Annotated in this window: 21 protein-coding genes; 5 read left to right on the top strand and 16 right to left on the bottom strand. The window is 71.7% G+C overall.

All coding sequences use genetic code 11. The features are described from left to right. Positions 1-16: 16 nt before the first annotated feature. Positions 17-502, bottom strand: coding sequence for an Lrp/AsnC family transcriptional regulator (locus tag AB0K12_RS10800; RefSeq protein ID WP_345399260.1), 486 nt, complete (start codon positions 500-502; stop codon positions 17-19). A gap of 92 nt (positions 503-594) precedes the next feature. Here AB0K12_RS10800 and AB0K12_RS10805 point away from each other — a divergent pair, with 92 nt between their 5' ends. Next, on the top strand, positions 595-2,949 hold the full coding sequence (locus AB0K12_RS10805; RefSeq protein ID WP_364558166.1) for a GH1 family beta-glucosidase: 2,355 nt from the start codon (positions 595-597) through the stop codon (positions 2,947-2,949). Here the strand turns inward: AB0K12_RS10805 and AB0K12_RS10810 are convergent. Next, on the bottom strand, positions 2,946-3,935 hold the full coding sequence (locus tag AB0K12_RS10810; protein WP_364558169.1) for a 2-oxoglutarate and iron-dependent oxygenase domain-containing protein: 990 nt from the start codon (positions 3,933-3,935) through the stop codon (positions 2,946-2,948). The genes AB0K12_RS10805 and AB0K12_RS10810 overlap by 4 nt on opposite strands. 100 nt (positions 3,936-4,035) lie before the next feature. Here AB0K12_RS10810 and AB0K12_RS10815 point away from each other — a divergent pair, with 100 nt between their 5' ends. Further along, positions 4,036-5,220 (top strand): hypothetical protein, encoded by a 1,185-nt coding sequence (locus AB0K12_RS10815; RefSeq protein ID WP_364558171.1) that lies wholly within the window; start codon positions 4,036-4,038, stop codon positions 5,218-5,220. 38 nt (positions 5,221-5,258) lie between these two features. Here AB0K12_RS10815 and AB0K12_RS10820 read toward each other — a convergent pair whose 3' ends face one another. The 5 genes from AB0K12_RS10820 to AB0K12_RS10840 form a co-directional block, all read right to left on the bottom strand. Then, complete coding sequence (locus tag AB0K12_RS10820; RefSeq protein WP_364559813.1) at positions 5,259-6,659, bottom strand: glycoside hydrolase family 16 protein; 1,401 nt, start codon at positions 6,657-6,659, stop codon at positions 5,259-5,261. 151 nt (positions 6,660-6,810) lie between these two features. Beyond that, positions 6,811-7,527 (bottom strand): vWA domain-containing protein, encoded by a 717-nt coding sequence (locus AB0K12_RS10825; protein WP_364558173.1) that lies wholly within the window; start codon positions 7,525-7,527, stop codon positions 6,811-6,813. Further along, positions 7,527-8,273, bottom strand: a complete 747-nt coding sequence (locus AB0K12_RS10830; protein ID WP_364558176.1) for a hypothetical protein — start codon at positions 8,271-8,273, stop codon at positions 7,527-7,529. The genes AB0K12_RS10825 and AB0K12_RS10830 overlap by 1 nt, the downstream gene beginning before the upstream one ends. Before the next feature lie 131 nt (positions 8,274-8,404). Continuing rightward, positions 8,405-9,124, bottom strand: coding sequence for a DUF5941 domain-containing protein (locus AB0K12_RS10835; RefSeq protein ID WP_364558178.1), 720 nt, complete (start codon positions 9,122-9,124; stop codon positions 8,405-8,407). Then, positions 9,121-10,677: a CDP-alcohol phosphatidyltransferase family protein gene (locus AB0K12_RS10840; RefSeq protein WP_364558181.1), complete on the bottom strand. Its 1,557-nt coding sequence runs from the start codon at positions 10,675-10,677 to the stop codon at positions 9,121-9,123. Before AB0K12_RS10840 ends, AB0K12_RS10835 begins: the two co-directional genes overlap by 4 nt. 151 nt (positions 10,678-10,828) lie before the next feature. On the opposite strand from AB0K12_RS10840, the gene recO reads away from it, so the two are divergent. Beyond that, positions 10,829-11,563 (top strand): DNA repair protein RecO, encoded by a 735-nt coding sequence (recO, locus tag AB0K12_RS10845; RefSeq protein ID WP_364558184.1) that lies wholly within the window; start codon positions 10,829-10,831, stop codon positions 11,561-11,563. Further along, positions 11,506-12,333, top strand: a complete 828-nt coding sequence (locus tag AB0K12_RS10850) for an isoprenyl transferase (RefSeq protein ID WP_364558187.1) — start codon at positions 11,506-11,508, stop codon at positions 12,331-12,333. The genes recO and AB0K12_RS10850 overlap by 58 nt, the downstream gene beginning before the upstream one ends. A gap of 248 nt (positions 12,334-12,581) precedes the next feature. Here AB0K12_RS10850 and AB0K12_RS10855 read toward each other — a convergent pair whose 3' ends face one another. Continuing rightward, entirely contained in the window at positions 12,582-13,076 is a 495-nt protein-coding gene (locus AB0K12_RS10855) for a hypothetical protein (RefSeq protein ID WP_364558190.1), read from the bottom strand. Between the two features lie 220 nt (positions 13,077-13,296). Next, positions 13,297-13,845 carry a CGNR zinc finger domain-containing protein gene (locus tag AB0K12_RS10860; protein WP_364558193.1) on the bottom strand — a complete coding sequence of 183 codons (549 nt, stop codon included), beginning with the start codon at positions 13,843-13,845 and terminating at the stop codon, positions 13,297-13,299. A 92-nt stretch (positions 13,846-13,937) separates the two neighbouring features. On the opposite strand from AB0K12_RS10860, the gene AB0K12_RS10865 reads away from it, so the two are divergent. Beyond that, positions 13,938-14,909 carry a DMT family transporter gene (locus tag AB0K12_RS10865; RefSeq protein ID WP_364558196.1) on the top strand — a complete coding sequence of 324 codons (972 nt, stop codon included), beginning with the start codon at positions 13,938-13,940 and terminating at the stop codon, positions 14,907-14,909. On the opposite strand, the gene AB0K12_RS10870 is transcribed toward AB0K12_RS10865, so the two are convergent. The 7 genes from AB0K12_RS10870 to AB0K12_RS10900 form a co-directional block, all read right to left on the bottom strand. After that, the gene (locus AB0K12_RS10870) at positions 14,896-15,285 is read right to left on the bottom strand and encodes a transcriptional repressor (protein WP_345399302.1); all 390 of its coding nucleotides are present in this window, start codon (positions 15,283-15,285) and stop codon (positions 14,896-14,898) included. The two genes, AB0K12_RS10865 and AB0K12_RS10870, sit on opposite strands and share 14 nt — an antisense overlap. Beyond that, a complete protein-coding gene (locus AB0K12_RS10875; protein WP_364559815.1) occupies positions 15,282-16,154 on the bottom strand; it encodes a metal ABC transporter permease in 873 nt (290 codons plus the stop codon). The genes AB0K12_RS10870 and AB0K12_RS10875 overlap by 4 nt, the downstream gene beginning before the upstream one ends. Next, the gene (locus AB0K12_RS10880; protein WP_364558199.1) at positions 16,154-16,933 is read right to left on the bottom strand and encodes a metal ABC transporter ATP-binding protein; all 780 of its coding nucleotides are present in this window, start codon (positions 16,931-16,933) and stop codon (positions 16,154-16,156) included. Before AB0K12_RS10880 ends, AB0K12_RS10875 begins: the two co-directional genes overlap by 1 nt. Continuing rightward, complete coding sequence (locus tag AB0K12_RS10885) at positions 16,930-17,862, bottom strand: metal ABC transporter substrate-binding protein (RefSeq protein ID WP_364558202.1); 933 nt, start codon at positions 17,860-17,862, stop codon at positions 16,930-16,932. Before AB0K12_RS10885 ends, AB0K12_RS10880 begins: the two co-directional genes overlap by 4 nt. A 240-nt stretch (positions 17,863-18,102) precedes the next feature. Next, complete coding sequence (fdhD, locus tag AB0K12_RS10890) at positions 18,103-18,975, bottom strand: formate dehydrogenase accessory sulfurtransferase FdhD (RefSeq protein WP_364558204.1); 873 nt, start codon at positions 18,973-18,975, stop codon at positions 18,103-18,105. Then, a complete protein-coding gene (locus tag AB0K12_RS10895) occupies positions 18,968-19,810 on the bottom strand; it encodes a 2Fe-2S iron-sulfur cluster-binding protein (protein WP_345399306.1) in 843 nt (280 codons plus the stop codon). Before AB0K12_RS10895 ends, fdhD begins: the two co-directional genes overlap by 8 nt. Further along, complete coding sequence (locus AB0K12_RS10900) at positions 19,807-21,636, bottom strand: NAD(P)H-dependent oxidoreductase subunit E (protein ID WP_364558207.1); 1,830 nt, start codon at positions 21,634-21,636, stop codon at positions 19,807-19,809. The genes AB0K12_RS10895 and AB0K12_RS10900 overlap by 4 nt, the downstream gene beginning before the upstream one ends. Positions 21,637-21,639: the final 3 nt, after the last annotated feature.

Raw genomic sequence — 21,639 nt, forward strand, 5'->3', positions numbered from 1 at the left:
AGATCCGTTGCTTGTATCAGCCCATCAAGGGGGATTCGTTGCGTGCCTCGGGCACCGAGGCGCCCGGCGGTGTGTCGATGAGCCGCGACAGCACGATCGCGCTCTTGGTCCGCACCACGAACGTCTCCGCCGCGATGCGCTCGATCACCCGCTCCACGTGCCGCACGTCGGTGGCCCTGATGTGCAGCAGCGCGTCGGCCTCGCCGGTGATCGTGGCCGCCGCCACCACTTCAGGGAACTTCGCCACCGCCAGCGCGATGTCCGACGGCTTGGTCTTGCCCTGGCAGAACAGCTCGACGTACGCCTCCGTCGTCCAGCCCAGCGCCTGCGGCGCCACCCGCGCGCTGAACCCGGTGATCGCCCCCGCCTGCCGCAACCGGTCGACCCTGCGCTTGACCGCCGAGGCGCTCAGCCCGACCCGGTGGCCGATCTCGGCGTAGGTCTGGCGGGCGTCGTCCACGAGCGCCGCGATGATGTCACGATCGAGCCGGTCCAGTTCCACGCGCTCTGTATACCTCCTGGCCAGGCTGGCGCGCGACGAGGGGGCGCGGGAGACTGGGCCGGCTGGTCGTTGATTGGAAGGTATCCGCAGAAATGAGCACCGCAAGTTTCCCCGAGGGCTTCGAGTGGGGAGTGTCGACTTCGGCCTTCCAGATCGAGGGGGCCACGAACATCGACGGCCGCGGCCCGTCGATCTGGGACACCTTCTCCGTGGACCGGGTGGAGACGTGCGACCACTACCACCGCTATCCGGAGGACGTCCGGTTGATGCGGGAGCTGGGTCTCGGCTCCTACCGGTTCTCGATGAGCTGGCCGCGGATCTTCCCCGACGGCGGCGGCAAGCCCAACGCGGCCGGGCTGGACTTCTACGACCGGCTGGTGGACGAGCTGGTCGGCGCCGGCATCAAGCCGTACGCGACGCTCTATCACTGGGATCTGCCGCAGGCGCTGGAGGATCGCGGCGGCTGGCCGTCGCGTGACACGGCGCTGCGCTTCGCCGACTACGCCGCCGCCGTGCACCAGCGGCTGGGCGATCGGGTGCGCACCTGGTTCACGCTGAACGAGCCGTGGGTGGCCGCCTTCCTCGGCTACGGCGCCGGCATCCACGCGCCCGGCCGCACCTCGGCCGCCGAGGCGTTCGCCGCCGCCCACCACATGCTGCTCGGCCACGGCCTGGCCGTGCGGGCGCTGCGCGAGGCGGGCGCCGCCGAGGTGGGCATCGTGCTCAACATCTCGCCCGTCATGACGCCCGCCCAGGTGAGCGATCCCGGACGGCGGGCGTCGGAGGAGGACGCGGCGGCCGTCGCCAGGATCGACACGCTGGTCAACCGGCAGTTCCTGGAGCCCGTGCTGCGCGGGGCGTACCCGGAGGAGCTGCTGCCGGTCATCGAGCGGCACGGCGGCCTCGGCCACGTCCACGACGGCGACCTGGAGGTCATCGGGCAGCCCATCGACCTGCTCGGCGTCAACTACTACGCGCCGCTCGTCGTGCAGGCCCAGCCCAGCGAGCCCGCCGACACCGCCTACCCGGGCAGCGAGGGCGTGCTGTTCTGCACGGTGCCCACCGCCGTGACCGCCATGGGCTGGCCCATCGTGCCCGGCTGCCTGTCGCAGCTGCTGGGCCGGCTCACCCGCGAGTACCCCGGGCTCGAACTCATGATCACCGAGAACGGCGCCGACTTCGTCGACGTGGTGACCGGCGACGGCATCCACGACGTCGATCGCATCAGCTTCATCGAGGAGCACCTGCGCGCCCTGCGCGCCGCGCTCGACGCGGGCGCCAACGTACGCGGCTACCTCGCCTGGACGCTGCTCGACAACCTCGAATGGGTGGACGGCTACCAGCGCAAGTTCGGCCTCGTGCACGTCGACTTCGCCACCCAGCGGCGGCGGCTCAAGGACAGCGCCCTGTGGTACCGCGACGTCGTACGCCGCAACGGCCTGGCCGAGACCCCGCCCAAGCGCCCCACCCTGGAGACCGTGGCCGCCCGCGCCGGCGTCTCCCGGGCCACCGTCTCCCGCGTCGTCAACGGCGAGTCGTCGGTGAGCCCCGAGGTCAGGACCGCCGTCATGCGGGCCGTCAACGAGCTCGGCTACGTGCCCAACCTGGCCGCCCGCAGCCTCGTCACCCGCAGGACCAACGCGGTCGCGCTCGTGCTGTCGGTGCCCAGGCAGGGCGGCGGCGACGCGCTGACCGCCGCCGTCGTCCAATACGTCACCAGCCTGCTCGAAGGCGCCGGCAAGCAGATCACGCTCATGCTCGCCGACACCGCAGAAAGCCACCGGCGCATCGTCGCCCACGTGGAGGCGCGGCTGGCCGACGGCGTCGTGCTGCTGCCGCCCGACCGGGCCGACGCGCTGGCCGAGCGGCTGTCCCGCACCGGGGTGCCGGTCGTGCTGCTGGGCAAGCCGGAGATCGCGTCGCTGGTGCCGTACGTGGACGTGGACAACGCGGGCGGCGCGGCGGCGGCCACCGAGCACCTGCTGGAGCGGGGACGGCGGCGCGTCGGCATGGTGTGCGGGCCGATGGACCTGGTGACCGTCCAGGACCGGCTGGCAGGGCACCGGGCGGCGCTGCAGCGGGCGGGCCTGCAGCCGTACCTGGCGCCCGCCGACGACCTCACCAGGTCCGCGGGCGCCGGCGCGATGCGGCGGCTGCTCGCCGACGCCCCCGCGCTCGACGCCGTCTTCGCCGCCACCGACCAGCTCGCCATCGGCGCCATGCGGGCGCTGCGCGAGGCGGGACGGCGGGTGCCCGACGACGTGGCGGTGGTGGGCTTCGACGACATCGACGCCGCCTCGGCCACCACGCCCGCGCTCACCACCGTCCGCGTGCCGGTCGCCGACCAGGCCCTGGCGCTGGCCCGGCTGCTGCTGTCGCGGCTGGAGGGCCGCCACACCACCTCGGTCGTGCTGCCCGCCCGGCTCGTCGTGCGCGAGTCGGCCTAGGTCTGCCGCTCGAACAGCTCGGGGAAGACCTTCGACACCTTCGCCAGCAGGTACTCGCCGTACGTGCCGGTGAAGTCGACCTGGCCGTCCCAGCGGCGGCCCGGCGCGTACGGCAGGGGCGGCACCTCGCTGTCCCAGCCGGGGTCGAAGAAGAACGGGAAGCTGAGCCGCTCGTTGCCGCTGCGGTTGCGCACGCGGTGCGGCGTCGAGCGGTAGCGGCCGCCGGTGAGCTTGTCGAGCATGTCGCCGATGTTGCAGACGAACGTGCCCTCCAGCGGCGGCGCCTCCACCCAGCCCGATCGCGTGTGCACCTGGAGGCCGCCGTTGGCGTCCTGGAGGAGGAGGGTGAGCAGGCCGTAGTCGGTGTGCTCGCCGACGCCCCACGTGTCGGGGTCGTCCGGCGGGCCGGGCGGGTAGTGGAAGATCCGGAACAGGATGGTCGGGTCGGCCGTGTAGCCCGTACGGAAGTAGCCCTCGTCCAGCCCCAGGCTGAGCGCGACGCCCGCCATGACCGCCTGTCCGACCTCCGTCATCCTGTCCAAATAGTCCAGCACCGCCGCGCGCAGCTCGGGCACCTGGGCGGGGAACAGGTTGGGGCCGTGCAGCGGGCGCGGCCCTGGCGGCTCCTCGGCGCCGAAGTAGACGCCCTCCTTCAGGTCGGGCCGGCCCGAGGTCAGCTCGCCGCCGACCGGGAAGAATCCGCGCCAGGCCCGGCCGCCGCGCTCCATCGCGATCTCGTTCTTGACCTCGTCGGGCAGCGCGAAGAAGCGCCTGGCGGCGGCGTCGAGCCGGTCGATCAGCTCGGCGGGCACGCCGTGACCGCGGATGTAGAAGAACCCGCTGTCGCGGCAGGCCGCGCCGATCGCCTCGGCCACGGCCTCCTTGCCTGCTTCGTTGCCTGCTTCGTTGCCCGCTTGCTTGCCGGCTTCCTTGGCGGGGCCTCCGGTGACGAGCGGGGACACGTCGATGATCGGCAATTCGCTCACGCGGCTCATTGTTCCCCCATTTCGCCCATCAGCGACGGCATCGGAGGGCCCGGGATTTAGCATCGAAGTCAGCACCCCTCGTGCCCGCTGGGGAGGACCGATGCGTCCCATCCGCCGCAACCGCCGCGCCGGTTCCCGCGTGCCCGACCAGCCCGGCGACGAGGTCACCCGCATCGCGCCCGCCGTGGCGTACGACGGCGACCTCTACCGCATGCCCGACTGGGCGCAGCGCCGCCGCGCCGAGCGCGAGCTGGGCCGCGCCCACGCCGCCGACGGCCAGATCGACACGCTCACCCTGCAGACCGGCAGCGTGCCGCGCTTCCACGAGCTGGAGGACGAGCGGCTGGCCGAGCTGGCCGCCATCGAGGAGCGCACGGAGCAGGAGATCCAGCGGGCGCGGGCCGAGTTCGAGGGGCAGAAGATCCGCCTCGCGGAGTCGCAGCGGACCTTCGGCGAGGCCAGGCAGGCCCTGGACGAGACCCGGCGCCAGGTCGCCGAGCTGGAGCAGCCCAGCCGCCGCCCCGGCGACGGCCGGCCCAGCTCGATCGCGATCTCCGGCAGCCGCTGGCCGGTCGTCCGCCGCTGGCTGCCCGCCGCGCTCCTGCTGCTGCTCCTGCTGATCGTCGAGGTGCCGATCCTCTACCAGGTCATCCTGAGCTGGGGCGACAGCGTCGCGATGACCGCGCTGCTCGCCGCGGGCGCCGCCCTGATCATGCTGGTGGCCCCGCACATGTACGGCCGCGCGTTCCGCTCCTGGCAGGAACACGGAAGCCCGGCCAAGGGCCGCTGGCTGCTCATCCTCGCCGCGCTCGTGTGGCTCGGCCTCATCGTCGCCGTCGCCGTGCTGCGCCGCGACGCGCTCGTCCGGCCGCTGGTCGTGGACGGCGAGCCGATCGGGCCTGCTTCGGAGGGCGTCGGGCAGCTGCCCACCATGATCCTGCTGCTGGCCCTGCTGGTGGCCACCGCGCTCATCGCCGCCGACCTCGGCCGCCGCATGCACAACCCCAACGACCGGCGGCTGTGGGAGCTGCGGGCCAAGCGCGACGCCGAGGCCGAGGCGTGCGCCGCCGCGCAGGCCGCCTACCAGCGGGACGCGAGTTACGCCGAGAGCATCGCCCAATACCTGCAAGGGGCCGAGCGGCGGCGGGACGGGCGGTTACGCCGGCTCGACAGCGGCTTCGACAGCCTGGCCACGGCGTACCTGGGCGGCGTCGTGGAGGGGCTGCGGGACCCGGAGGCGGCGAGCTGGGCAGAACGGATCATCGCCCGCCGACGCACCGCCTGACGGCCGCTGGGGCCCTTCCCGGGCCCCAGCGGCTGCGGTCAGGAGGTCGAGAACGTGAACCAGTTGACGTTGACGAAGTCGGCCGGCTGCCCGGAGGAGAAGGTCAGGTACACCGTGTGCGTGCCCGTCACCCCCGAGATGTTGGCGGGGATCGTCCGCCAACTCTGCCAGCCGCCGGTGTTGGCCAGGGCGAAGTCACCGATGGGCGGCGCCGTGGGGCTGTCCAGCCTGACCTGGACGAGCCCGCTCACCCCCGCCGCCGCGCCCGACGCCACCCTGGCCTTGAACTGGGTGGCGGGCGTCGAGCCGAACGTCACGCCGTCGTAGCGCAGCCAGTCGCCGTTGGCGATGGCGCCGACGTTCTGGCCGCCGCCCGAGTCGGTGGTGGTCTCCACGATGGTGCCCGACTGGGCCGAGTAGCGCTCGGCCTGGATGGTCGAGCGGGCGTCGACGTCGCCGGGCGGGTCGGTCGGCGGGTCGGTCGGGTCGGTGCCGCCGCCACCGCTCTGCCAGACCGCCACGTAGTCGACCACCATCGGCCGGCCCGGCACGGTGGCCGCGGTCGGCGTCTGGCCGCCGAGCGCGTTCGGGAACGCGCCGCCCATCGCCACGTTGAGCAGCAGGAAGTAGCCGGCGTGGCCGGTCATGTTGTTCCACGTGGTCGCGTCGAACCTGGACTGGCTCAGGCTGTGGAACAGCTGGCCGTCCACGTACCAGCGGAGCTGGTTGGGCGAGACGCTGCGGTCCCACTCGAAGCGGAAGGTGTGGAAGGCCGACTGGCAGGTCGAGCCGGGGCAGGCGCGGCTGGCGCTCAGGCCGTTGGTCTCCTCGCACGGGCCGCCGGGGTTGACGCCGCAGTGGAGCACTCCCCACACGGAGTTGAGCCCGTTGACGTTCTCCATGATGTCGAACTCGCCGATGGCCGGCCAGTTCCAGTAGTTCCCCCGGTACGGCGCTCCGAGCGCCCAGAACGCCGGCCAGTAGCCGAGGGCGGCCTGACCGGTCACGTTCGGCATCTGCAGGCGGCTCTCGATGCGCAGGATGCGGCCGTCGGCGGGCTTGAAGTCGGCGCGCCTGGTCTCGATGCGGGCCGAGGTCCACTCGCCCGACGAGCTGCGCAGCGGGGTGATGCGCAGGTTGCCTGAGCCGTCGAGGCTGAGGTTGGCGGTGCTGTCGGTGTAGCGCTGGATCTCGCCCGTTCCCCAGTTGCCGGGGCCGCCCGGGTAGCCGTGGCCGGTGTCGATGATCCAGTTGCTGGAGGAGGGGAGGGTGTTGGCCGGGCCGTTGAAGTCGTCTGCCCAGACCAGCGACCAGCCGGACGGGGTGGCGGGGACGGAGGCCGACGCGCTGGTGGCCACCTGGACGAGCAGGCCGCCGAGTGCGGCCAGCGCCGCGGCGACCGCCGCTAAGCGGCGCCTGTGCCTGTTCACACGGGTCATCATCGCTCCCATGGGGGTGCGGAGGGACGTGAGAGAGCGCTCTCTCCGCAGTGTGGACGCTGGGCTTACCCGCTGTCAACAATCAGCACGCCGTTCCTGACTGCCTTGTGAAAAGCCCCTGGCTTGACGTGTGGAGAGCGCTCTCGCGGGCTCACAGCAGGTCGACCGTGGTCACGCCCGCCGCCTCGAACGACTCCCGCCAGAACCCTTCCAGCAGCGGGAACCGGTCGGGGCTGGACGTCTTCGCGCGCAGGAAGCCGTGCACCACCACCGAGTATCCGGACATGTCGGGCAGTAGCCGGCTGTCCCGCAACTCCTTGATCTTCTGCCGGCGGCCTTCCTCACTCAGGTCCAGGCGGTTGACGTCCAGCTCGCCCCGGTTGTCGATCAGGTCGCTGAACACGATGACCTGGTGCGGCCGGTCCGGCTGCCGCCGCGCGTCGAGCTGCTTGACCAGGTAACGGAGGGCGCCCAGCACGTCGGAGCCATCGCCCTCCGCCGGGCAGTCGAACAGCGCCACCGCCCTCGGCAGCACCTCCCGCATCCTGTGCTGCCTGACCCGCTCCTCCACCACCGGGTTGTCGTTGGGGTTCTCCGCCCGCGTGGCCGCCAGGGAGACCGGGTCCTGGCGGCAGGTGCTGCTCTCCGAGCTGCCGGTCACCGCCGCGAATCCGATCCAGTCGCACCCGCCGGCGAAGGCGGGGAGCTTCGAGGTGACGTCGTTCCTGGACGTGGCGGGGTCGGCGTACGTGGTGGAGTCCACGATCGCCCCGCACACCGCGCGGGGCTCCGTCCCGCACCCCGCCACCACCCCACCCGCCAGCACCAGCCCGCTGAGCGCGGCCACCCCTCTCCGCACCCCCGCCATCAGTCGCGGTCCTCAGAGGTCTCGGGCGGGGGAGCCAGCTCGGGGGGCAGGACCTCGGCGTGCCAGGCCTCGATGCGCTCCTCGACCTCGCGCAGGATCCGCCCCATCTCCTCGCGCCCCGCCACCGCCGCCTCCCCGGCCCCTGCCATGGCGACGACCTCGCCCTTCCACAGGGACGGGATCTCCTCCCTGCGCGGATGGGCGCGTAACACGCCGCTCTTGTACGCCGCGATCAGCAGCTCGGCCCTGGCGTGCACCGCCTCCACCTCGTGGTCCCGCTCGATCAGCGCGCTCTCCCACTCCTGCGTGAGGTGCTCGATGCGGGCGCGGGCCCGCTGCACGGCGGCGTCCGACTCCTCGACGGCCGCGCGCCGCCGCGCCTCCTCCCGCCGCGCCCTGGCCTCGGCGATCGAGATGAACGGGTCGGGGTCGTCGGACGCGGGCAGGGCGTGCCCGTTGGGCGGCGGCGGCCGGGTGCCGGTCCTGCCCAGCTCGCGCAGGATCGTCTCCCGCTCGCCCAGCGCCCGCTCCAGCAGCGCCGTACGCGTGGCCGCCAGCCGCCGGTCCACCAGCGTGACCTCCTCGCGGGCCTGAGCCCTGACCTCGGAGACGTACGCGGGCTGGAACTCCGGGTCGGTGAACTCGCCGAGAGGGTGCAGGCGCGCGTCCCGCATCCCGCGGCGGCGCGCCTCCTCCCGCTCGGCCAGCGGATCGTGCCGCCTGAACAGCCGTGGCAAGAACGCCATCCGCCTCTCCCAGGCCCGAGGTGCTCCTCAACCCAGCCTAAGTGGCCGCAAGGCCCGCGTGACAGGAAAAAGCCGCGGCGCCGCACCCGTGGGGTGCGACGCCGCGGCGGGAGCTGCGGTCGGGCGTCGGGTCAGCCCTTCTCCGCCTCTCCCGTGGCCTGCTCGAGGGCGTCTTCAGGGGAGGCCTCCAGGTCCTGCTCAGCGTCGGCACTGGCCTGGGCGGACGCCTTGTCCAGGCGCACCCAGCTCGTCACGCTCTCGACGGCGAACAGCACGAACAAGTACGCCGTCAGCACCGCGAGCACCGGCGTCACCGCGCCGAACGCCGCACCGACACCGATGATGGCCAGCCGCAGCTCCCAGCCGAGACCGGCGCGGAAGACCCAGGCGGGCGGCCAGATGCTCTGCCGGGTGCGGTAGACGGTGTCGTAGGTGTGGTAGCCGACGACGTAGACCAGCACGAACAGCAGCCACTTCGGCGCGTCCGCGGCCAGGCCGATCGCGATGATGGTGAAGAACTCGGCGCCGCGCACCAGCGGCGGGGTGAGCCAGTCGAAGCGGCCCAGGTGGTCGCGCGACGCCGTGGGCAGCACGAGCAGCAGCACGACGGCCACGGGCAGCAGGAGGATGGGGCCAGGCTCCAGCAGCCCGGCGACCGTGATGGCGACCACGGCGAGCAGGGCGACGAGCGTGGTGGGCACGGGTGGCAGGCCGGCCCCGATCCGGGTGGACAGGGCGTGGGCGAGCGGGCCGTCGTCCCGATAGGCGACGAGCCGGGCGGTCTGGATGCGGCGGCGCTCCTCGTCGGGATCCGGCGTGGGGGTGGCCATGGCCTGCGGGTGGGTGATCATACGAGCGACCTCATGAGGCGTCCGGTGAGGGTGTAGGCGGCGGCGACGCAACCCCAGATCACCAGCGTGATGAAGGTGATCCGGGCGTCGAAGAGGGCGGCGGTGATCGCGATGGCCGCGAAACGCTCGCCGATGGGGAAGACGATCATCTTACGCGCCCAGTGGACAGCGCGGTACTTGCCCGCCTTGGTCCACATCTTGAGCATGCCTCGGACACCCTGGCTCCGCTCCACCTTACGGGTGGTGAGCGCCTGCCGCAGCTCGCGGTCGTCGGGGGAGTCGAGGGGGATCGAGGGGAGGGGGGACGGCGGCTTGCGGCGGCGAGCGGCGCCGAAGGAGAAGTCGAGCAGGTGGCGTACGGACTGCAGGCCGATCGCCGCGAGCGCGAGGATCCAGATCTCGTCGCCGTGGCCGGAGACCACCCAGCCGATGGCCAGGCCGGCGAAGACGACGTATTCCTTGAACCGGTCGAACGTGGCGTCCAGCCACGCCCCGAGCACGCCGAACTTACGGGCGTAGCGGGCGACCTGGCCGTCGACGCAGTCGAAGACGAAGGCGAAGTAGATCAGCACGCCGCCCGCCACCATCCAGGGCCGGTCGCCGGTCGCGAAACAGGCGGCGGCCGCCACGCCGAGGGTGATGGAGATCAGCGTGACCTGGTTGGGGGTCAGGCCGCGCCGGGCGGCCCAGCGGGCGATGTAGCGGGAGTAGGTGGAGACGAAGTACGTGGTGAAAAAGCCGTCGGCGCCCTTGACCGCGTTGTTGAGCCTGGAGCGGTCTTCGTCCATGCCGGCCATCTCGGCGCCGGCCTCGTTGATCTCCTCCTGGGTGGTGACCCGGCGGTAGAACAGGTCGCGGCGGCCGCGGATGCCGACCGACACGCCGTTGCGTACGAGGCCGAAGACGATGAGCTGCATCAGGTCGTCGTCGTCACCGAAGCGGTGGGCCATGTCGGCGAGCTCGCGGCACGTGCGGGCGAGCACCGGCGCGTTGCGCGCGCTGATGTGCAGCGGGCCGAGCACCACGCCGTTGGGCCTGGTCACCGCGTGGTTGGCGGTGCCGACAGAGACCACGCGCGACTTGCCGATGCGCACCCGCACCGGCAGCCCTTCGACGCGGTTGAGCCCGATCTCCGGCTCGGCCTCGTCGATGGGGATGCGGTCTCCGGGACCTTCGTCCTCGGTTCCGGGCTCCTCCGGCCCGGTCTCCTCCTGGCCGTTGTCCTCCGTCACCCCCGTACGCGGCTCTTTCGCGACGAGCGCCAGCGCACCGCGCTTGGACTTGGTGATCTGGTAGATCAGCTCGTCGTGGACGACAGAGTTCTCCGGGATGAGGAACAGGCTCTCCGTTGCTGACTCGGCGACGTCGGCCACGGCGCGCAGAGCGGCGGCCACATCGCCCGTCTGGACCGTCGCGAAACGCGGGTCCATTGATGTGAGCTGGCCGCGCAGGCGCTCGGCGACGGTGGGATTACCGGGCAGCGCGGCCAGCCTCAGGCCGGTCGGAGAGATGTCGGGGCCGGGCGAAGCACCCAGCAGGACCACGCGGGTCATGACTCCCTTTCGAGGCGGTAGCGGGGGGTTGAACAACGGGTAATGCGGGGACAGGCGTCAAAGTCTAGTGAGAGTGACGCAAAGTCGCGTCACCAGAGCATGACCGTAACGTCTCGTCCGTCGGTATACAGGTCGGCCGTAAGATGTGCGAGTGAGTCTCTACCGTGACGAAGGCGTGGTTCTGCGCACTCAGAAGCTCGGTGAGGCCGACCGCATCGTCACCATCCTGGCCAAGCGCACCGGCAAGATCCGCGCGGTGGCGAAGGGGGTCCGTCGCACGACCTCACGCTTCGGGGCAAGGCTGGAGCCGTTCACGCACGTCGACCTGCAGCTTCACACCGGTCGCACGCTCGACGTCATCACCCAGGCGGAGACGATCAGACCCTACGGAGAGGCGCTGGCCGTCGACTACCCCCGCTACACCGCCGGCAGCGCGATGCTCGAGACCGCCGACCGGCTGACGCAGGGGGAGAAGGAGCCGGCGCTGCGGCAGTTCCTGCTGCTCGTGGGCGGGCTGCGCACCCTCGCCGACCGCGGCCACGAGGCCCGGCTGGTGCTCGACGCCTACTTCCTGCGCTCCCTGGCCGTGGCCGGCTACGCGCCCGCCCTCGACGCGTGCGCCAAATGCCAGGCGCCCGCGATCAGGGCATTCGCCATCGTCGCAGGTGGCGTGGTGTGCGGAGCCTGCAAGCCGGCCGGCGCCGCGGTGCCCGCCGGTGAGACCATCGGGCTCATGACGGCGCTGCTGCGCGGCGACTGGGCCACCGCCGACGCTTCGGAGTCGCGCCATCGCAGCGAGTGCAGCGGCCTGGTCGCCGCCTACCTGCAATGGCACCTCGAACACGGAATACGCTCTCTCCGACACGTCGAAAGGGAGCCCGCGTGAACGTACGACCACCGTCCCCGCACCCGTCGGGGGCGACCCCGCCGCCCATTCCGCGAGAGCTGGTGCCCCAGCACGTCGCCATCGTCATGGACGGCAACGGCCGCTGGGCCAAGGCCCGTGGCCTGCCCCGCACCGAAGGCCACAAGGCGGGCGAATCCTCGCTCTTCGACGTCATCGAAGGGGCCCTTGAGCTGGGCATCCCCTACCTGAGCGCCTACGCGTTCTCCACCGAGAACTGGAAGCGCTCGCCCGACGAGGTGCGCTTCCTCATGGGCTTCAACCGCGACGTCATCAGGCGGCGGCGCGACGAGCTGCACGCCATGGGCGTACGCGTACGGTGGGCCGGCCGCCCCGGCCGGCTGTGGAAGAGCGTCATCTCCGAGCTGCAGACCGCCGAGGAGATGACGACGGCCAACCGCAAGCTCACATTGCAATTCTGTGTCAATTACGGCGGGCAGGCCGAGATCGTCGACGCGGCACTGAAGCTGGCCGCCGACATCGCCGCCGGCCGCGTCAAGCCCGGCAAGGTCAACGAGAAGGTCTTCGCCCGCTACCTCGACGAGCCGGAGATCCCGCCGGTCGATCTGTTCGTACGGTCATCGGGCGAGCAGCGCTTCTCCAATTTCCTGCTCTGGCAGTCGGCCTACGCCGAGATGGTCTTCCTCGACCGCCTCTGGCCCGACTTCGACCGCCGAGACCTGTGGGAAGCCTGCGAAATCTTCGCCAAACGCGACCGCCGCTACGGCGGCGCCCTCCCCAACCCGGTCTGACCCTCGCCATCGGTGGATCCCGCCTCAGCTCACCCTGAGGCGAGCGGCACGGAGGAATGGTCGCCTTAGCGCACTGCGGCCTCGGGTGCGACCTCTCCGTGCACGCGGCGGAGACCTCCGTCTGCCCGATCCTGACTTTTGGCGCCTTGAGCTCCACGACGAGGTGCTCCCTGCCCACGCTGCCGCGATGGGCGCGTCCGAGCAGCAGGTCGATGATGCCTTTCCTGCCGTCCTCACGGAGCACAGGGCTAAGCCCTCCCGGGCCGGGGACACGGCCCAGCTCCTGCAGGTGCCGTTTCAGCACCGCGTACAGCCCGCTGGGGTCGTGCGAGATGATCTCTCTCAGCAGCCGCAGCGTGGTCCTCTTGCTCTGGGTCGCGCCCGGGAGACGGCGCGAGATTGACGAAATCCACAGGGACTGAGGCCTCGACTCGGGTGCTGCTCGGGCCGTCGACCTGCTCCGCATCGGAGATGTCGAAGTCGGCGGGCCGGTCGACCGCTCCGGTGATGACCGTGCGCTCAATCCGGCCGTCGGCGGCCTCCGCGACGGTCACCCAGCGAACCTGCTCGCCCAGTGCGAACGCGCGCAGCCTCCCCTGGCCGCTCCGTCCGTGCAGGCCGCGCTTCAGGTGGGGTGAGAGCTTGGCCGTGGTCTTCCACGAGCCGCCCAGACCGCCGAAGAAGCCCGCGCACGAAGCAATGGGCATGCCGTGGCCGTCGTCGGTGACGCTGACCGATTCCACCCGTTGAGCTCGTTGACCTCGATGTCCACGCTGACATGACCGGCCTCGGCGTCCAGCGCGTTCCAGATCATCTCGGCCACGGCGCCCACAGGGTCCTTCTGACGTGCGAGGCGCAGAAGGTGGTCGGGCTTCGCTTCGATGTGAACGGTGCGCACGCGGCCAGCTATCCCAGATGACGTGCGCGAACGAGGGGGGAGCGAGATCCGGGGCGAACGTCTTCTCAGGCGCGGCGGCGGGCGCGGTAGGCGGCTACGTGCATGCGGTTGCCGCAGGTGCGGCTGTCGCAGTAGACGCGGGAGCGGTTGCGGGACTCGTCGACGAAGACGCGGTCGCAGTCGGGGGCCGAGCAGGTGCGCAGGCGTTCGGCCTCGCCCTCGACCAGCAGGTGCGCCAGGGCGACGCCGCAGTCGGCGGCCACGTGTTCGGCGAGGCTGGCGTCGGCGGCGAAGTAGTGGACGTGCAGCGGGTGGCCGTCGTGCTCGGTGAGGCGGGGCGTGATGCGGGTCTCGGCGAGCAGGGCGTTGAGGGTGCGTACGGCCGTGGGCTGGTCGGGGGCGGTGAAGACGCGGTGGAACGCCTCCCGCACCACGCGGACCTGGCCGAGATCGCGGGCGGTGATCTTGTCGATGCCGCTGACCTCGCGTGACTCCACGAACGCCTGGAGGTCGTCCAGGCCGGCCAGTCCTTCGTCGCCTCCGGTGGAAGGCGAGGTGTTGACCAGCTCGACGACGGTGGCCAATGCATGCACCATGTCATGGCCAAACGGCATGTTGACTCCTGTCCGCGCCGGGTTCTAGCGTGGTCGCAGCGTATCTCCTATACGGGACTTCGGGGGTTTCGGTGAGCGCACATCGCCGTATCGTGCTGATCGCGATCGCCGGAGCGCTCATCATCTCCACCTCGGCCCCCTTGGTCCGGCTGTCCGAGGTGTCGCCCGCCACCTCGGCGGTGTTCCGCTGCGCGTACGCCGTACCTCCGCTGCTGTTCCTCGCCTGGCGCGAACGGCGCAGGCTGGGTCCCCTGCCGCGCAGGGCGTTGCCTGCGGCGTGGGCGGCGGGCGTGGCGTTCGCGTTCGACCTGCTGTTCTGGCACCACGCGATCGACTACGTCGGCGCGGGCCTGGCGACCGTGCTGGGCAACCTGCAGGTGTTCCTGGTGGCGTTCGCGGCGTGGGGGCTGTTCGGTGAGCGGCCGTCCACCCGCCTCATGCTCGGGACACCGGTCGTCTTCGCCGGCGTCGTGCTGATCTCCGGGGTGTTCGACAGCGCCGCCTACGGCAGCGACCCGCTCAAGGGGGTGCTGGCGGGGCTGGCGACGTCCGTGTCGTACGCCGTGTTCCTGCTGCTGATGAAGGGCGGCGGGCCCGATCGGGCGGCCGGGCCGCTGGCGCACGCCACCGTGGTGGCCACCGTCGTCATGGCGCTGCTGAGCCCCATGTTCGGCGGCGCCGACCTGGTGCCCACCTGGCCGGGTCACTGGTGGCTGCTGCTGCTCGCGCTGGGGCCGCAGGTGCTGGGGTGGTCGCTGATCACGTACTCGCTGCCGCGCCAGCCCGCCGCGCTGACCGCGCTGCTGCTGCTCATCCAGCCCATGACGACGGTGGCGATCGGCGCGCTCGCGCTGGGCGAGCGGCCGTCGATGCTGCAGCTCGCCGGGTGCGCGGTGATCGTGCTGGGTGTCTTGTACGGCTCCCGCCGCACCCCGTCACCCGAGCAGGCTGGGGAACCGGGCCAAGCGGCCGGGCAGCCGGGTGCGGACGAGGTAAGGGAACCGGACGCGGTGCCGGCGCGGGCGGCCGAGGAGCCAGGCGCGGGGCCGGTCAGCTCGACCTGACCGCCGTCGAGCAGCCAGCGCAGGTGCCGAACACCTCGACCGTGTGCGTGATCTCGGTGAAGCCGTGCTCGCTGCCCACCATCTCCGCCCACCGCTCGACGGCGGGCCCCGCCACCTCGACCGTGCGCCCGCAGCGGCGGCACACCAGATGGTGGTGGTGGGTGTCGGTGGCGCAGGCGCGGTAGACGGACTCGCCGTCGTCGGTCCGCAGCACGTCGACCTGGCCGCCGTCGGCCAGCGCCTGGAGCGCGCGGTAGACGGTGGTAAGCCCGATCTTGGCGCCGTGCAGGCGCATCTCGGCATAGACGTCCTGCGCGCTGCGGAACCCTTCGCTCCTGCGCAGGGTGTCGTGCACGGCATCGCGTCTCGTCGTCATGCGACCTCCTCGATGCGCAGCTTTGGCCGCTCGCTCAATGTCGACTCCTGGGTACGCCCTCGACGTACGAATTTACCGACCCCGAGCGCCAGGACGAAGCCGGCGAGCGCAAGAAGCACGATCGCGGCCCCCGGCGGCACCTTGGCGGAGTAGGTGGAGGCGAGCAGGCCGCCCACGGAGGCGAGCACCCCGAACAGCATGGCCAGCCCCATCGTGGTACGGAACCCGCGGGTGAGCTGCTGGCTGGTGGCCACGGGGATCACCATGAGGGCGCTGACGAGCAGCAGGCCGACCACGCGCATGGCGATGACCACGGTGAGCGCGGCGGTGACGGCGATGAGCAGGCTCAGGAACCGTACGGGCAGGCCGCTGGCCTTGGCCATCTCCTCGTCCTGGCAGAGCACGAACAGCTCCCTGCCGAAGATCAGGACGACCGCGAGCACGGTCACGGCGAGCGCGGCGACGACCCAGATGTCCTCGACGGTGACGCTGGCGATGGCGCCGAACAGGTAGGAGTTGAGCTTGGCGTTGCTGCCGCCGGGCGCGATGGCCATGAGCATGACGCCGCCCGCGATGCCGCCGTAGAACATCAGCGCCAGCGCCACGTCGCCGCTGGTGCGCCCGCGCGCCCTGACCAGCTCGATGGCCACGGCGCCGGCGATGGACACGAGAACGGCGGTGAGCACGGGCGCGCTGCCGGTCAGGAATCCCAGCGCGACGCCGGTCAGCGCGATGTGGCCGACGCCGTCGCCGAGCAGCGCCAGCCTGCGCTGCACGATGAACGTGCCGACGGCGGGCGCGCAGAGCCCGACCAGCAGCGCCGCGATGAGCGCGAGCTGGAAGAGCTGTTCCTGCAGAAGTTCGAAGATCACCTTGGTTCCCCTTGCCACCCGGTCAGCGGGCCGCCGACGGGTTCGGCGGCGTGCGGGTGCTGGTGCTCGTGTCCCGGCCGCGCGCACTCGCCCTCGGGCCGGGGCGGCGGCCCGTCGTGGGCGACGCGGCCCTCGCGGATCACCACGCCGCGCGTGATGATCGGCTCCAGCGGGCCCAGCTCGTGGGCCACCAGGACGACCGTCTTGCCCTCGCGGACCAGCCCGCCCAGGGTGTCGGCGAGCAGCTGCTGGGTGTCGGCGTCCACGCCGGCGGTGGGCTCGTCCATCACGTACGTGTCGGGCTCCCCGGCCAGCGCGCGGGCGATGAGCACCCGCTGCTGCTGGCCCCCCGACAGCGACTGGACGGGGTCGCCGGCCCGGTCGGCCAGGCGCACGGCCTCAAGGGCGCTCGCCACGGCCGCCCTGTCGGCCGCGCTGGTCCTGCGCAGCCGGCGCTGCCTGGCAACGCGGCCGGAGGCGACCACCTCGCGGACGGTCGCGGGCACGCCGCCGCCCACCTGGAGGCGCTGCGGCACGTAGCCGATGCGCCACCAGTCGCGGAACCTGGCCGGCGGGGCGCCGTACATCAAGGTCGTGCCGCCGGTCAGCGGCGTGAGGCCGAGCAGCGCGCGGACCAGCGTCGACTTGCCCGAGCCGTTGGCGCCGAGCAGGGCCACGACCTCCCCGGGACGGACGGTCAGGTCGATCCCTCGAAGGACGGGCTTGCCATCGAAGGTGACCCGGCCGCCGGTCATCGCGAAGGCCGTTTCAGTCATGACATACACCCCAGTGCTGTTTGTAGGGTTTTGAGGTTATCGCGCATGGCTGAGACGTAGTCGCCCGAGGGCTTGCTCTCCAGCGGGTCGAGCACCGCGGTCTTGGCGCCGACCTGGCTCGCCAGCACCTCGGCCACCTTAGGGCTGACCAGGGACTCGGTGAAGATGGTGGTGACGCCCTCTGCCTTGGCCAGCTTGCCGACCTCCGACAGGCGGGTGGGGGAGGGCTCGGTCTCGGGGTCGAGCGTGATGCCGACCTGCTTCAGCTGGTAGCGGTCGGCCAGGTAGCCGAACGCCTCGTGCGCCGTCACCATCGTCTTGGTCCTGCACGTGCCGAGGCCCTTGGCGAACTCCTGGTCGAGGGCGCCCAGCGTGGCGGCCGTCTTGGCGGCGCGGTCCTTGTAGCCCTGGGCGTGCGCGGGGTCGGCGGTGGCGAGCCGCTCGCCGAGCTTGGTGGCGACGGTGGCCAGGCGGGCGGGGTCGAGCCAGATGTGCGGGTCGTACGCGACCTCGTGCTCGTGGGCCTCCTCGCCTTCCTCCTCTTCCGCGTGCTCACCGGCGGGGATCGTCTGGACCGCCGTGGCGGCGTCGAAACTCTTCTCAGGATCGACGGCGTCGTCCACGGCGGGCTGGATGCCCTTGATGTAGACGGTGAGTGCGGCGTTCTTCAGCTGGGTGACCTGCTGGATGCCCAGCTCCAGGTCGTGCGGCTCGACGCCGGGGGCGGTCAGCACGCTCACCTGGGTGTCGGATCCTCCGACCTGCTCGCTCAGCCACTGCAGCGGGTAGAAGGCGGCGATCACTTCGGGCTTGCCGGCCTCGGCCCCGGCGGAGGTGTCCGCCGTGCCGGAACCGCATGCAGTGGTGGTGAGCAGCGCGGCTGTGGCCAGCAGGCCGACAGTCCACGACCGGGAAAATCCTGACATCATGTGAGTCAGTATGCGCCAAAATGAAAATGGTTGTCAAAATCCCCCGAGTCGGGACGCTTCAGGGGGAGACGACCGGGCTGGCGCTATCCCGCGACTTCCCCACCGCACGGCGTGCGGTCCCTTGGGGAAGGCGGCGGCGTCAGGGGCGACCGAGCCGGCCGCACGGAGTGCGGCAATTAGACAGGGGGATGCCGGACGGCACGCGCTGGGGGCCCGGCGCGTGCCGTCGGCATCCCGTCATCACCTCGGTGATCGTGCGTCGGCAGAGCCGTTGCCGGCGCCCGAGGTGACGCTTGCACGGGCGCTCAGCCGGCGTTCACCCGTGTAGACGTTCATCGAGTTCCCGCGCAGGAACCCGATGAGCGTCAGTCCCTCGTCGGCGGCCAGCTCGACGGCGAGCGAGGACGGCGCCGAGACCGCGGCGAGCACCGGTATCCCGCCCATGACGGCCTTCTGCACCAGCTCGAACGACGCCCGCCCCGACACCATGAGGACGGTGCCGCGCAGCGGCAGCCGCCCTTCGCGCAGCGCCCAGCCGAGCAGCTTGTCGACGGCGTTGTGCCGGCCGACGTCCTCGCGTACGCACAGCGGCTCACCGTCGGCCGTGAACAGGCCGGCCGCGTGCAGGCCCCCGGTCCTGTCGAAGACCCGCTGGGCGGCGCGCAGCCGGTCCGGCAGGGCAGCGACAGTCGACTGCGCCAGCTCGACCGGGTCATCTCCCGCGTTCCAGCGAGCCACTGTGCGTACGGCCTCCAGCGACGCCTTCCCGCAGACGCCGCACGAGGAGGTGGTGTAGAAGTTGCGCGGCTCAGGCTCGGGCACGCCGGGCGCGAGCCGCACGTCGAGGACGTTGTAGGTGTTCTGCCCTTCGACGGTGGCCCCGGCGCAGTAGCGGATGGTGGAGATGTCGCCCGGCGACCCGACGGCCCCCTCGCTGACGAGGAACCCGGCCGCCAGGTCGAAGTCGTCGCCCGGCGTGCGCATGGTGACGGTCAGCGGGGTGCCGTTGAGCCGGATCTCCAGCGGCTCCTCGGCGGCCAGCGCGTCGACCTTGCGTACGCGGGCGGCGTCCTTCACCCGCAGGATGCGCTTCTTGACGGTGACTCTAGACATACCCGTACCCGAAGCGTCCCTTGACGCAGAGGTTGCCCTTCGTGACGGGATTGTCGTGCGGCGAGGTCACCTTGACGATCTTGTTGTCCTGGACATGCAGGGTGAGGTTGCAGCCGACGCCGCAGTAGCTGCAGACGGTGGTGGTCTCGGCCTGGCGGGACTCGTCCCAGGTGCCGTCGGCGCGCATGTCGTACTCGGTCTTGAACGACAGCGCCCCGGTGGGGCAGACCTCGACGCAGTTGCCGCAGTAGACGCAGGCCGAGTCGGTGAGCGGGGCGTCGAACTCGGTGGAGATCTCGGCGTCGAAGCCGCGCCCGGCGACGGAGATGGCGAAGGAGTTCTGCCACTGGTCGCCGCAGGCGTCCACGCACTTGTAGCAGAGGATGCATTTGCTGTAGTCGCGGACGTAGAGGTCGTTGTCCACCTTGGCGGGCTGCTCGACCGTGGCGGCCTCGTCGCCGAACCTGGCGGGGTCGGCGCCGTACTCCTCGGTCCATTCGGCGGCGCGCGGCGTGGTGGACAGGTCGACCGACGAGCCGAGCAGTTCGAGCACGACTTTGCGGCTCTGGCGGGCCCGCTCGGTGTCGGTGCCGACCTTCATGTTCGGCTCGGCCTTCCTGGAGCAGGCGGGCGCCAGCGTCCTGGCGCCCTCCACCTCCACGACGCAGACCCGGCAGGCGTTCTTCGGGGTGAGCGTGTCGCCGTAGCAGAGGGTGGGGACGTCCTTGCCCGCCGCCTGGCAGGCGTCGAGGATCGTGGAGCCCTCCGGCACCCGTACGGTCTCGCCGTCGATCTCGACGTCGATGAGCCGGCGGGGCGGCTGGAGCGGGATCATTTGAACACTCCCAGACGGTCGATGGCCGATTCGACGGCGTTCCAGGCGGTCTGCCCGAGGCCGCAGATGGAGGCGTCGCGCATGGTCTGCCCGACCTCGCGCAGCAGCACCAGGTCGGGGTCGTCGTCCCGGCGCGGCTCGTTCGGATCGACGCGGCGGGTGAGGCGGTGCAGGGCCTCCTCCTGCCGTACGGTGCCGACCCGGCACGGCACGCACTGCCCGCAGGACTCGTCGCGGAAGAACTCCGCGATGCGCAGCAGCAGCGCCTTGAGGTCGACGGAGTCGTCGATGACGAGCACCACGCCGGAGCCGAGGGTGGCGCCGGCGTTCCTGGTGCCCTCGAAGGTGAGCGGGATGTCGAGGTCGGTGACGAACGCCCCGGCGGCGCCGCCGAGCAGCACGGCCCTGGTGGTGCCGGTGGTGCCGGCCAGGTCGAGCAGCTCGCGCAGGGTGGCGCCGAAGGTCAGCTCGTACACGCCGGGCCGCTCGACCGCGCCGGAGACGCAGAACAGCTTGGGCTCGGCCGCCGCGTACGCCTGCGCGCCGCGCTCCAGGACCGGCAGCACGTTGACCAGCGTCTCGACGTTGTTGACCACGGTCGGCTTGCCGAACAGCCCCTTCTCGACGGGGAAGGGCGGTTTGCTGCGCGGCTCGCCGCGCCGCCCCTCGATGGAGTTGAAGATCGCGGTCTCCTCGCCGCAGATGTACGCCCCCGCGCCCCTGCGCAGCTCGATGTCGAACGACAGCCCCTTGCCGAGGATGTCGTCGCCGAGCAGCCCGCGGGAGCGGGCGGTGGCGATGGCGTGCTGGAGCCGCGCGGTCGCCCTCGGGTACTCGCCCCTGATGTAGAGGTAGCCCTTGCTGCAGCCGGTGGCGTACGCGGCGACGGTCATCGCCTCGATGAGCGCGTACGGGTCGCCCTCCATCACGACCCGGTCCTTGAACGTGCCCGGCTCGCTCTCGTCGGCGTTGCACACGAGGTAGTGGGGGTGGTCGGGCTGGCGGGCGGTGGCCTCCCACTTGCGGCCGGTGGGGAAGGCGGCGCCGCCCCTGCCGACCAGGCCCGACTCCAGCACTTCGCGGATCACCCCGGCCGGCCCGAGCTCGAAGGCGCGGCGCAGCGCGGTGTAGCCGCCGGCCGCCCGGTAGTCGTCGAGGCTGGCCGGATCGACCTGCCCGATGCGGCGCAGCAGCACCAGGCCGGGGTCGCCGGACTGCGGCACGGCCTCCTTGACGGGGGTCTCGCCGGCGACGTGCACGGCGGGCGCGTGGCCGTTGGTGCCCGGTGCGGTGCCGGTGATGGTGGTGATCGTGTCGGGGGTGGCGGGGGCGTACACCTCGGCCCGGTGCGGCACGCCGGCCTCCAGGGCGAGCGCGGCGGGGGCCCGCTCGCACAGGCCGAGGCAGGGGCTCTCCTGCCAGTCCTTGCCGGGCGGGCCGAAGCGCTCGCGTACGCGGTCGCACACGTCCTTGGAGCCCTTGGCCTGGCAGGCCAGGTCGGTGCAGACGTGCAGCACCCGCTTGGGCCGCTCCTCGACGGAGAGCAGCGAGTAGAACGTGGCCACCCCGTACGCCTCGGACGGCGGCACGTTGAGCCGGCGGCAGATGTAGTCGAGCGCGCCCTCGCTGATCCACCCGACGCGGTCGTTGACCGCGTGCAGCGCGGGCAGCAGCTGGTCGCGCGCCTCCTCGGCGCGGACGGCCATGCGCAGGTCGGCGTCGGTACGGCTGCCGCCGGTCCACGCGGAGGCGGGCGGGCCGAGCAGGTCGTCGACCGCCGCGCGCTCCTCGTCGGTGGGTTTGGCGTCGCGGAATCTCAGATCCATGTG

This window comes from Nonomuraea sp. NPDC049419, assembly GCF_040676995.1.
Lineage (GTDB): Bacteria > Actinomycetota > Actinomycetes > Streptosporangiales > Streptosporangiaceae > Nonomuraea > Nonomuraea salmonea.